General features: G+C 63.0%; 12 protein-coding genes. All 12 read left to right on the forward strand.

Features of this window, described 5'->3' with window-relative positions; translation table 11 throughout:
* The first annotated feature begins 222 nt into the window (after positions 1-222).
* On the forward strand, positions 223-753 hold the full coding sequence (locus K2W81_RS08910) for a cysteine hydrolase family protein (RefSeq protein ID WP_294103480.1): 531 nt from the start codon (positions 223-225) through the stop codon (positions 751-753).
* Between the two features lie 502 nt (positions 754-1,255).
* Complete coding sequence (locus K2W81_RS08915; RefSeq protein ID WP_294103482.1) at positions 1,256-1,894, forward strand: response regulator transcription factor; 639 nt, start codon at positions 1,256-1,258, stop codon at positions 1,892-1,894.
* Entirely contained in the window at positions 1,891-3,744 is a 1,854-nt protein-coding gene (locus tag K2W81_RS08920) for a sensor histidine kinase (protein WP_294103484.1), read from the forward strand. The genes K2W81_RS08915 and K2W81_RS08920 overlap by 4 nt, the downstream gene beginning before the upstream one ends.
* A 96-nt stretch (positions 3,745-3,840) precedes the next feature.
* Positions 3,841-4,281, forward strand: a complete 441-nt coding sequence (locus tag K2W81_RS08925) for a hypothetical protein (protein WP_294103486.1) — start codon at positions 3,841-3,843, stop codon at positions 4,279-4,281.
* The gene (locus K2W81_RS08930) at positions 4,278-5,792 is read left to right on the forward strand and encodes an aldehyde dehydrogenase family protein (protein WP_294103488.1); all 1,515 of its coding nucleotides are present in this window, start codon (positions 4,278-4,280) and stop codon (positions 5,790-5,792) included. Before K2W81_RS08925 ends, K2W81_RS08930 begins: the two co-directional genes overlap by 4 nt.
* Positions 5,793-5,802: 10 nt before the next feature.
* Positions 5,803-6,240 carry an ester cyclase gene (locus K2W81_RS08935; RefSeq protein WP_294103490.1) on the forward strand — a complete coding sequence of 146 codons (438 nt, stop codon included), beginning with the start codon at positions 5,803-5,805 and terminating at the stop codon, positions 6,238-6,240.
* A gap of 126 nt (positions 6,241-6,366) precedes the next feature.
* A complete protein-coding gene (locus tag K2W81_RS08940) occupies positions 6,367-7,590 on the forward strand; it encodes an alginate export family protein (RefSeq protein ID WP_294103492.1) in 1,224 nt (407 codons plus the stop codon).
* Positions 7,591-7,600: 10 nt separating this feature from the next.
* A complete protein-coding gene (locus tag K2W81_RS08945) occupies positions 7,601-8,536 on the forward strand; it encodes a hypothetical protein (protein WP_294103494.1) in 936 nt (311 codons plus the stop codon).
* Positions 8,533-9,165: an NAD(P)-binding domain-containing protein gene (locus K2W81_RS08950; protein ID WP_294103496.1), complete on the forward strand. Its 633-nt coding sequence runs from the start codon at positions 8,533-8,535 to the stop codon at positions 9,163-9,165. The genes K2W81_RS08945 and K2W81_RS08950 overlap by 4 nt, the downstream gene beginning before the upstream one ends.
* Positions 9,166-9,215: 50 nt before the next feature.
* Positions 9,216-9,695: a DNA starvation/stationary phase protection protein Dps gene (gene dps / locus K2W81_RS08955; protein ID WP_294103498.1), complete on the forward strand. Its 480-nt coding sequence runs from the start codon at positions 9,216-9,218 to the stop codon at positions 9,693-9,695.
* A 26-nt stretch (positions 9,696-9,721) separates the two neighbouring features.
* Positions 9,722-10,390, forward strand: a complete 669-nt coding sequence (locus tag K2W81_RS08960) for an SDR family NAD(P)-dependent oxidoreductase (RefSeq protein WP_294103500.1) — start codon at positions 9,722-9,724, stop codon at positions 10,388-10,390.
* A 224-nt stretch (positions 10,391-10,614) separates the two neighbouring features.
* The coding region (locus K2W81_RS08965; protein ID WP_294103502.1) for an IS5 family transposase at positions 10,615-10,941 on the forward strand (327 nt) is incomplete at its 3' end.

The following is a 10,941-nucleotide window of genomic DNA, read 5'->3' on the forward strand; positions in this document are numbered from 1 at the left end:
ATAGGTCAGCACGCGTGGCACGCGGCTTCCTGCCTTGGAGGATATCGTACGCCAAGAGGCGCCCGATATCCTTCACAGAAGTGGGCATTCAGAGGCGCTCAGCGGCTTCCCACTAGCGGAAGTCTGTTCATGTCGACCGTAGATTGTCGTGACCGCTCATCGGGCTAGCTGGCCCAGTTCTACCCCTTGTGGTCAGCCGTGAGGCCGCCGTAGGATATACCCGTGATCAAACAGGCCCTCTTAGTTATCGATGTGCAGCAGGGGTTGTTCGCGACACCGCGGCATGACGGCGAGGCGCTGATCGCGCGGCTCAACGAAATAGCAGACCGGTTCCGGAAGAAGGGCGCTCCAGTGATCTTCATCCAGCACTGCGGACCTGAAGGTGAAGAACTCCACCCAGCTCAGCCCGGTCACGCGCTGGATCCGAGGCTGACGACGGCACCAGCCGACATCAGAATCGCCAAGCAGTCCTGCGACGCCTTCCTGGACACGCCGTTGTCTGACACGCTTGCCAGCTTGAGCATCGCAGAAGTTGTCATCACTGGCTTCGCCACCGAGTTCTGCGTTGATACGACCGTCAGGAGCGCCTTGGCGCGCGGACTCCGGGTAGTCGTTCCTGCAGACGGTCACACGACGGCCGACCGGCCTCATCTCTCGGCGTCGAAGGTGATCGAGCATCACAACGCGACGTGGCCGTGGCTTATATCGCCCGCCGGCGCGGCACGCATGACCATTTGCGCGGACGTCGGCTGAGCAGTAGCCGGCGACATCGACCGTTCAGCGCCGGACGTGCCATCAAGCATCGAAGACCCAGAAGCATACGTCGACAGCACCCGCGGCGTTGCGCGGAACCTGCCATTCGTTCATATGAGCGGACCAACCGCTAAGGCGAGCGCGGCCATAGACCAACAATGGCAGCACCTGGAACGTTGATGACAGGCCGATTTCAGGCGACCTTCCGGAACACATGATAATTCGGGACGCCTCAAATACGTGCAAGGTTTCGGCGCGCGGATCGGGTCGGTGCTGATCCGCGAGCCGCAGTCCTGAACGCCAAAATCAGAGCATCGCGATGTCGAAACAGCGCAGTATTGAAACACGCCACTCTGCTCCGGTCAAATCGCATCGGCTCAAACTTGCTCCAAAAGGAAGCCATGAGCCAACCACCGAGTTCTGCGTCAACCAATTTGTCCATGTTGCCCAACTGGACCATTAACGATGATGACCGTCCGCTCGGTTCTGATATGCAGTCGAAATGATACGTGTGCTCATCGTTGATGACCATCCGGCGGTTCGTGCCGGGATCGCGGCATTGGTCAGCGCAGCGGATGAGATGATGGTGGTTGCAGAAGCCGGCTCGCACACCGCAGCACTGCGGGCTTGTGGAGCATTTGACCCCGACGTTGTCCTAATGGACTTGCGGCTCGGCACCGAAGACGGTGCGGCGATAACCGCCGCCATTCTGGAGCGGCATCCCGCAGTTCGGGTCCTTGTTCTCACCACCTTCGATGGCGACGAAGCGATTCACCGGGCGTTGGAAGCTGGCGCGCGCGGCTATGTCCTGAAAGATTCAGGGCTTGATGAGATTGAGGCGGCGATCCGGGCCGTTGCCGCCGGGCGACGACATATTCCAGCGGTGGTGGCGATGCGCCTGGTCCTTAACGGACCCCGCGTAGACCTTACGCCAAGGGAACGCGGCGTCCTCGATCATTTGGCCGATGGGTTGCGCAACGCCGAAATAGCCGCGCGGCTCGGCATCGGTGAGGCAACGGTCCGCACGCATGTGCAGAACATTATCGAAAAATTCGGCTGTCGTGATCGTGGCGCAGCAATAGCGGCAGCAATCGCGCGGGGGTTCCTTGCGACAGGTGACCGGAGCATCGGGCAGCTATGACGTTTCGGTGGCTCGTCGTTCTTCTGTTCGGATTTATGGGCACCAGTGCACGAGGACAGCAAGTCGATCCACGGTTGACGCAGATCGAGCAATCCGCTGCTTCCCCCGTCGACGGGCAGGACAATCTCGCGATTTCGGCCCGCGCCGAGGCGCTTTCAGTTGACCTTGCCGCCCGACACCAGACCGAGCCGGCCGCACGGGCGCTGCGCTATGCCGGGGTGCTTGCCATGATGGCGGAAGACCATCGCCGGGCGATCCCGCTTTTTGATCGGTCGGCTGCGTTGTGCCGTGCTGCGGCTGATCAGGCATGCCTGGGCCGTGCGCTCAACAACGCCGCCGTCGCTGAGCAGGCGGCTGGCGGCCTGCTTCCCTCACTCGCCCGGCTGCGCGCGGCAGCCGCGGCATTCGGCGCCGCAGGTGAAGCCGAACTTGCGGCGACAACGCGGTTCAATGCAGCCAATGTGCAACTTGCGCTCGGCGATACAAAGGGCGCGCTCGACGGCTATCTGGCTATTGAGCGCGACTATCCACGATCGACGTTCGCACTCGGTTTGCTGACTAACAAGGCCGCGGCGCTTCTCGCTCTCGATCAACTGACCAAAGCCGAGCAGTCGGCTAACGCTGCGTTATTGCTGGCAAACAGCGCACAGGCGCGCGAGGGTTATCTGGCCGACATGCGCATCGTCAATCTGGGTACGCTTGCCGAAAGCGCGGCGCGACGTCCAAACCGGGCGGTCGCTTTTGCCAGACTTGAAGACGCACAAGCGTTGGCGCGGCGGGGCGGCGATCGCGATCGGCTCAATGCGGCCCTTGCCTGCCTTGAAGTGTATGCGAGGCTTGGCATTGCGCCGGATGCCCGTGCGTGCGCCGAAACCGTCGAACGGCTGCGCGAGCTCGAAGATGAGGCAACGCAGGCACGGGCGCTGCACCTGGCGGCCACTACCTTTGTCGGACTTGGCGATTATCGTCGCGGCGCGTCGCTGCAACGCTTGGCCTATGAAGCGGTTGCCAACCGGCGGCGCAGCGAACTCGCCGTGGCAGCCGCGTTGGCCGTCGCCGACGTCGGCATGACTGAGCGCGATACGCTGGTCGACAGCGTCCAGGGCCAGCGCGACGCCGCCCGTGCGCTGACCGACCGCCTTTGGCTGTTCGGCGCGGCGGCGATCGGCGCCCTAGTTGCCGGTGCGATCGCGGTGTTTGCTTGGTTACTTGTTCGCCAGCGGCGTAGACGCGACGACGCGGTGATCGAAGAGCGCACGCGCGTCGCGCGGGATCTTCACGACACAGCTTTGCAGGGGTTCATGGCGGTGACCATGCAATTGCAGGCAGCCGCCAGAACTGCCGCCCGCGAAGACGCAGCCGCGCTGCCCGCTTTGCTATCTGCATTGGCGCGTGATGCCGGTGCCAGCCTGGCGCAGGTTCGCAACGCCGTCTGGCAAATGCGATCACCAATGTTGGCATCGGGTGACCTGCGTGCCGCGATTGCCGATTGGCTTGAAAGTCGGCGCAATGATCAGGCTGGCATCGACATCGACCTTGACGGTCTTCCAGGACGCTTAGGGCAGGTGAAGGCCGAAGCGCTGCTTCGCGTTGTGCAGGAAGCCGTCAACAACGCGATCATTCACGGCGAGGCCAGAAAAATGGCGGTTGGCGCGCATTCTCAAGACGGCAAACTCGTCATGACGATCGTCGATAATGGCAAGGGGTTTGAACCGACCGACGCCGCTGCAATGGGCGGCCACTGGGGTTTGCTTGGCATGCGCGAACGAATTGAAGCGCTGGGCGGCACTTTGGCGATCGATAGTGCGCCCGGACGTGGCACGACGATTACCGCCATCATCCCTGCCTGATCGCGCCTCCCCAAATTTGGGGAGGTAGTTACCCGCCGATCGACTGACGCCCGCGCTGCTGTTTCCCGGTACCGATGGCGGCGACGGGAGGACGGTATGAAACGCATCGCTGCCCATGACCCCAAGGCACCGCCGCTCGCCGAGCTTCTGCGCAGCGTACCGGTGTTTGCCGACCTCCCGCACGAATCTACCGCCTGCCTCACGCTGCTCCGCCGTGGCAGCATCGAGCATTACGTCGAGGGCGAACGGGTCGCGGTCGGCAGTGATCTGGTCGCGGTTTGCGCCGGGCAGTTATCGGCACCGGGCACCACGCACCATTGGCCCGTCGGCATGATCGTGCCTGCGGCAAGCGCTGCCGATCCGCTATCGGGCACGGCCCATGTCGATCAGGCGTGTGTGCTTTTCCGCCTTGCAGCGCCTGACGCCGACCAACTCGACACGCTTTGCCCGCGCCTCGCGGCAGCGCGCCGCGGGCTTTCGCACAACGCAACGCCACACCAATCCTCACCCCCGTCTGCAACAAGGAACGTATCATGACCCCAGTGCCGCCTGGCGCGCAGCCATCCGCATCGCCCAACGACAGGCCGCTGCGTAAAGCCATCGCGCCTGGCAAACTGATGATCGCGGGCAAGTGGCGCGATGCGGAAACTGGCGAGACCACCGACAATCTCGACCCCACCACCGAAGCCGTCACCACGAAGATCGCCAAGGGCACCGTGAATGACGCCAACGCTGCCGTCGATGCCGCCTATGACGCTTTCGAGGAGGGCCCATGGGGGCGGATGCACCATGAAGAGCGCGCCAAAATCCTGTTCCGCATGGCGGACCTGATGGACGAACGCGCCGAAGATCTGGCGATCCGCGAGGCGATGGACATGGGGATGCCCTACAAGGACTTCCGCGAGATCATCATGCCGCATTGTTCGGGCCTGTTCCGCTTTTTCGGCGGGCTGGCGATGAGCGCGATGAACGGCAGCTACCGGTCAAGCTATGAGGCGGACATTCGCATCCTGACCCGGCGCCAGCCTTTGGGCGTTGTCGCGGCCATCACGCCGTTCAACTTTCCGCTCGCGCTGTCGTGCTCGAAGATCGCACCGGCGCTGGCGGCGGGCAACACCATCGTCCACAAGCCCGCGTCGGACACGCCGCTGACTGCGCTCGCCATGGCGCAGATCGCGCTCGACGCTGGCGTGCCTGAGGGAGCCTATAATCTGATTACCGGCCCCGGCGGCTCGATCGGCGATGCGCTGGTCGCCAATCCCAAGGTCGACAAGATCGCCTTTACCGGATCGACCCCGGTCGGCCAGGGCATCATGCGCAAGGGTGCCGACACCATGAAGCATCTGACGATGGAGCTTGGTGGCAAATCGCCCAATATCGTCTTTGCCGATGCCAATATCGAGAGCGCGTTGCAGGCGGCGTTCTGGGGCATTTTCTGGAACAAAGGCGAGGTTTGCGTTGCGGGCAGCCGCATCCTGGTTGAGCGCGCGATTTATGACGAATTCGTCGAGCGGCTTTCGGTGATGGCGCGCAATGCCGTGCTTGGCGATCCGCTCGATCCGGCGACGATGATCGGTCCGATTGCCTCGCGTGGTGAGTATGACAAGGTGCTGCGCTATGTGCAGGCGGGCAAGGAATCCGCAGCCCGGCTGAGCGCGGGCGGCGGCACGCGCACGATCAACGGCAAGGGGCTGTTCATCGAAGCGACGGTGTTTGCCGACGCGACCAACGACATGACGATTTCGCAGGAGGAAATATTCGGTCCCGTCGTCCCGATCATCCCGTTCGATACCGAGGACGAGGCCATCCGCCTGGCCAACGCCACCAGCTACGGCCTCGCCTCGGGCATCCAGACCGGTGACATGGGCCGCGCGCTGCGGCTGGCCGACCGGATCAAGGCGGGTACGGTGTGGCTCAACACCTGGCACAAATATCATCCCAACGCGCCATTCGGTGGCTTCAAGATGAGCGGTTTTGGTCGCGAGCAAGGTTCGGAGGCGTTAGAAAGTTACACCCAGTACAAAACCGTCTGGGCGAATCTGGGCTAAGGAGAAAAACATGGACAATCTGGCAATCGTTCGGCGTTTTACGCTCGACTTTCTGGGGCGCGCCGATCTGGCCGCGGCCGATGCAACCATGCATCCCGATATTCGCGGTATCACTGGCCTCAAACCAATGGGGCCAATTGAGGGGATCGAAGAATATAAGGCGACGCTGACCGGCTTTGTCGAAGCGTTCCCGGCGGAAGGGCCGGTCGAGATCATCGACCAGTTTGAATCCGCCGATGGTATGCGGGTGGTCACGCGCTTCCATTCGCGCCAGCGCCACGCCAAGGATTACTTCGGCATTCCGGCCACAGACCGCGTCATCCTGTTCGATGAAACGCATGTCGCGCGGCTGAAGGACGGCAAGATCGTCGAGAACATCGTTTCGGCCACCAATCTTGAGTTCGAGATGCTGATGGCGCCGGTGCTCACGCCGATGATCCTGCCCTGACCGATGGTGGCCGCCGCAACTCTGGCACGCGTAGCAATGGGGAGCGGTCTGTTGATCGCTCCCGCATCGGCGATGGCACAGGCGAGCTGTTGCGCGGCACCCGAAGTGCGATCTGTTGAAAATTGCGTGGGCGATTCACAAGCCATCTGTGCCAGCCTGGGTAGCGACGCCTGGGTGACATTCGGCGGCGAATATCGCGTCCGCTTCGAAGCGTTCGATCCGGTCAATTTCGGCATAGCGGGCGGACCCCAATCGGAATCGATTGCGCATCGCGGGCTGATCGCTGCTGATCTGCGCACCACAGGCGGCGTGCGGGCCTATGTCCAGCTTTCAGCAACGGGCCAATCGGGGCGTCGCCCGGCGGTGCGGCCGTTCGACGTCAGCGATCCGGATATCGCGCAGGCCTTTGTCGACATTCCAGCGAAGATCGGCGGCGCGGCGCTGGTGCTGCGCTTGGGTCGTCAGGAGTTTCCCATCGGCAACCGGCTCGTTGCGCTGCGCGATGGCGTGACGCTGCGGCGGGCGTTCGATGGCGCGCGGCTCGATGCGACGCTCGGCGGCCATCATCTTACCGGCTTCTATTTCAGTCCGGTCACGAACCGCCCCGGCGCCTTCGATGATCGGCGCACGCAGGGCGAGAGTTTTGCAGGGCTCAACTGGCAATTCCCCGGTACCCTTCGAACCGGCCAATGGACCGCCTTCATCTTCAACCGCGCCCGCCCGCTGGCGACGTTTCAGTCTGCTTCAGGCCCTGAGGAACGTCAGACCTTCGGCGTGAAGTATCAGCGCACCGCACATCAATGGGATGTGACTGCCCAGGGCGGCGTGCAGACCGGCCATATCGGCACGCGCGATATCCTCGCCTGGGGCGGGTCGGTCGATTTCGGCTGGACGACAGGTAGCCGCAATCCGCTGCGTGTTGGGGCGGAGATTGGCGTTGCCAGTGGGGACGGCGATCCCGCCAATGGCCAGCTTGGCACGTTTGATCCGCTCTATCCCAATCTTGGCGCCTTTAACGACGCCCCGCTGTATTTCTACGCGAACCAGGTCAACGTGCAGGCCAATGTCAGCAAGGTCGTCGGTCGGGTAACGTTCAGGGCGGACATGACACTGCTCGCGCGCGCATCGACCCGCGATGCGATTTATGCGGCGAACGGTCGGCCGCTTGCGCTGCCCGCAAATGGCGGACAGCTGTCCGCCGCCGAGATTGCGGCGTCGGCGCGCTGGCGGGTCAATCGCCACCTGGAATTTTATGTATCCTATCTGCACGCGCAGGCGCTCGACGGCATTCGCGCCAGCGGTGGCCGGAACACCAATTTTGCCCTGGTCCAGATGACCGCAGGATTTTGAGGAGGACAGTATGACACGCAAAGGAATGATTTGGGCGGCTATCGCGGTCGGCCTAATGGTTACACCAGCGGCGGCACAATCACCACCGGTGACGACGGTCGCCAGCTATCCGCACGGCACTTTCCTGGAGAATATGAGCGTTGATGCAAAGGGGCGACTGCTGTTCACCAGCTACCTGGCCCAGACGCTGATGACGTGGAATGGGCGCAGCGCACCGTCCCCACTCGTCAAACTTGATGTGCATCCCGTCGCAGTGCTCGCTCGGGCCAATGACATCATCGTGACGGCGCACGGCAAGCCGTTTACCGCTGGCCCGGCTTTCACGGCGACCAATCAACTGCTGGTGCTCAGCCGAAGCGGGGCGGTCACAAAGCGGGTTGCCGCGCCTGATGCCTTGTTCCTGAACGGCATGGTCGAAATCGCCCCCGATGTGATTCTGGCTGCCGATTCGCTGGCTGGAAAAATCTGGCGGTTCAATCCGGTGGCTGGCACGGTCGAACCGTGGCTGGTCGATCCCTTGCTGGGGGCGGACCCGGCAGCGCCATCACAGCGGCCCGGTGCCAATGGGCTGAAGCTGCATGACGGCTGGCTGTACATCTCGAATTCGGCGCGCGGCACGCTGCATCGGGTCCGACTGTCGGGCACCTCGCCGATGGGCGCGCTCGAGTTGTTCGCTACCACCGGGCCGATCGACGACTTCACGTTTCTTGCCGACGGATCGATCGCGGCTGCGACGCATGGTGCGCGGCTCATCCGCATCATGCCCGACGGCGCGAGCACCGACATCTTGGCATCAGGGTGCGACGCGTGCACCAGCGTGATCACCTTTGGCCGGGCGCGCGACCTGATCGTGCTGACCACCGGCAATCTGCTCGAAGGCGGCACCGCGCCGGCGCGCGTTCTGCGTCTGGCCTCTCCGGTACCCGGTCGGGGAGCGAGACCATGAAGATCGGGATCATAGGTGCTGGCAATATCGGCACGGGCCTTGGCAAACGGCTGGCGGCAAAAGGGCATGACATCGTCGTGAGCTATGCCCGCACGCCCGAAAAAGTAGCGGAAGCGACCGCAGTGATTGGGGGCGGCGCGAAGCCCGGCTCCCCGGAGGAAGCGGTGGCGCACGGCGAGGTCATCATTTTGGCGACGCCATGGGGCGTTACGCTGGATGTTGTTCGCAGCCTCGCGGGCGAGATGGCCGACAAAATCGTCTGGGACTGCACCAACCCGTTCGCCCCCGACATGTCCGAACTGCTGATCGGCACCACGACATCGGCGGGCGAGGAAATCGCAAAGGCTGCGCCGCTCGCCAGGATCGTCAAGGCGGTGCCGCCCTTCGCCCAAAGCTTGCATGCGCCCTCGATGGACATTGGTGGCCACAAGCCCGGCGTGTTCGTGTGCGGCGATGATCCTGCCGCCCGCGCGACCGTGGTTCAATTGGTCAGCGATGTCGACGCTGACGGCGTCGATGCTGGTCCGCTCAAGCTTGCCCGCTTCACCGAACCGCTCGGCATGCTCGTTACCAACCTCGCCTATGCGCAGGGCATGGGGCCGGCCATCAGCGCCATTCTGGTCCGGTAAGTGCCTCGCGGAACGTCGCTGGCTGGAATGATTGTTAGGAAAGTCTGCCCATGATGAATACCCACAACACGCTGTCGCAAAATGCCCGAAGCAAATCGTCCGCGCTGCTGAACCGGCATCTTGCCGCCGCCATCGACCTGCACGCGCAGGTCAAGCAGGCGCACTGGAATGTGCGCGGCGGCCATTTCATCGGCTTGCATGAGTTGTTCGATGGAATCGCGAGCAGTGTTGAGGATTGGAGCGACCTGCTCGCCGAACGCGCCGGGGCGCTTGGCAGCGCGGCCGAGGGCACCATCCAGATGGCCGCCGAACGGTCTCACCTTCCACCCTATCCGCTGAACATCGCGCCCGGCAAAGCGCATGTCGCTGCGCTGTCGGCAGCGCTTGCGGCCTTTGGCGGCGAAACTCGTTCGGCCATCGATGAATCCGCGACGCTCGGCGATCCGGTAACGTCCGACATATTGACCGAAATCACCCGCGCCGCAGATCAGGCATTGTGGAAACTCGAATCGCATAACGAACCGGCCTGATCGCCGCAGCAGCAAGGATTGGCACGATGACTTCTCCCAAAGGCCCCGCCATCATCATCGGCTATGGACCCGGCGTTAGCAGCGCTGTGGCCGAGGCTTTCGCGGCTGAAGGCTATCCGCTCGCCCTGATCGCGCGTGACGCAGCCAAGCTTGACGCGGCTGTCAGCGCATTTGTTGCCAGAGGCATCATGGCGCAGGGCTTTGCTGCAGATGCAGGAGATGCCGCATCGCTGACCAATGCGCTTGATGCTATCCGCGACGCCCATGGTGACGCCGAAGTCCTGCTCTACAACGCGGCATATTGGCGGCCAGGTCCGGTGCTCGACACAACCCCCGAAACCTTTGACGAAGACTTCCGGGTTGCCGTCACTGGCGCGCTTGTTGCGACCCGCGCTCTCGCCCCGGCGATGATTGCGGCCGGACGCGGGACGCTACTCTTCACCGGCGGAGGCCTTGCCCTCTACCCTTCGCCGCAAGCGCCGTCGTTATCGGTCGGCAAGGCTGGCATCCGGGCGCTGGCCTTGATGCTGGCCGAAGAGCTGGCGCCCATGGGCATCCGCGTCGGCACCGTCACTATTGCAGGGCAGGTCGAGCCCGGCACGGCCTTCGCACCCGAAAGGATCGCAGAGGCGTTTCTGTCGCTGCATCGCGGACAGCCCGATCCGAAAACAGCGGAAATCGTGTTCACGGGTTGAGGTGACAATGACAACCGGCACTTGACTCTTCTTGGTGGCGACTAGAATCGTACAAATCTTGCTTCGATAAATAACTCTAGCAGAAATTATTTGCTATGCTGCGATGGAGTGTAGGGAACCGCTTCAACACCCTGCGCGGAAGATTCTGGACGAGTTTGCCTGCTAGGTCGTGAACCCATAAATGGGATTCCCAAAGCGGCAATGATCTGATTCAGAGTGGCGGCATGAGCCGCTATGATCTGACCGATTTCGAGTGGCGCGTGATCGCGCCGTTGCTGCCGAACAAGCCGAGAGGGGTGCCGCGCGTCGATGACCGGCGGGTTCTGAACGGCATTTTCTGGGTGTTGCGCTCGGGCGCGCCGTGGCGCGATCTGCCCGAGCGCTATGGACCGAGGACGACCTGCTACAACCGCTTCGTGCGTTGGCGACGGGCGGGCGTGTGGGACCGGCTGATGGACGCCATCACCGAGGCGCACGACGGCGACATCCAGATGATCGACAGCACTTCCATCCGGGCGCACCAGCAGGCTGCGACGGCAAAAAGGGGGGTC

This window comes from Sphingomonas sp., from assembly GCF_019749955.1.
Lineage (GTDB): Bacteria > Pseudomonadota > Alphaproteobacteria > Sphingomonadales > Sphingomonadaceae > Sphingomonas.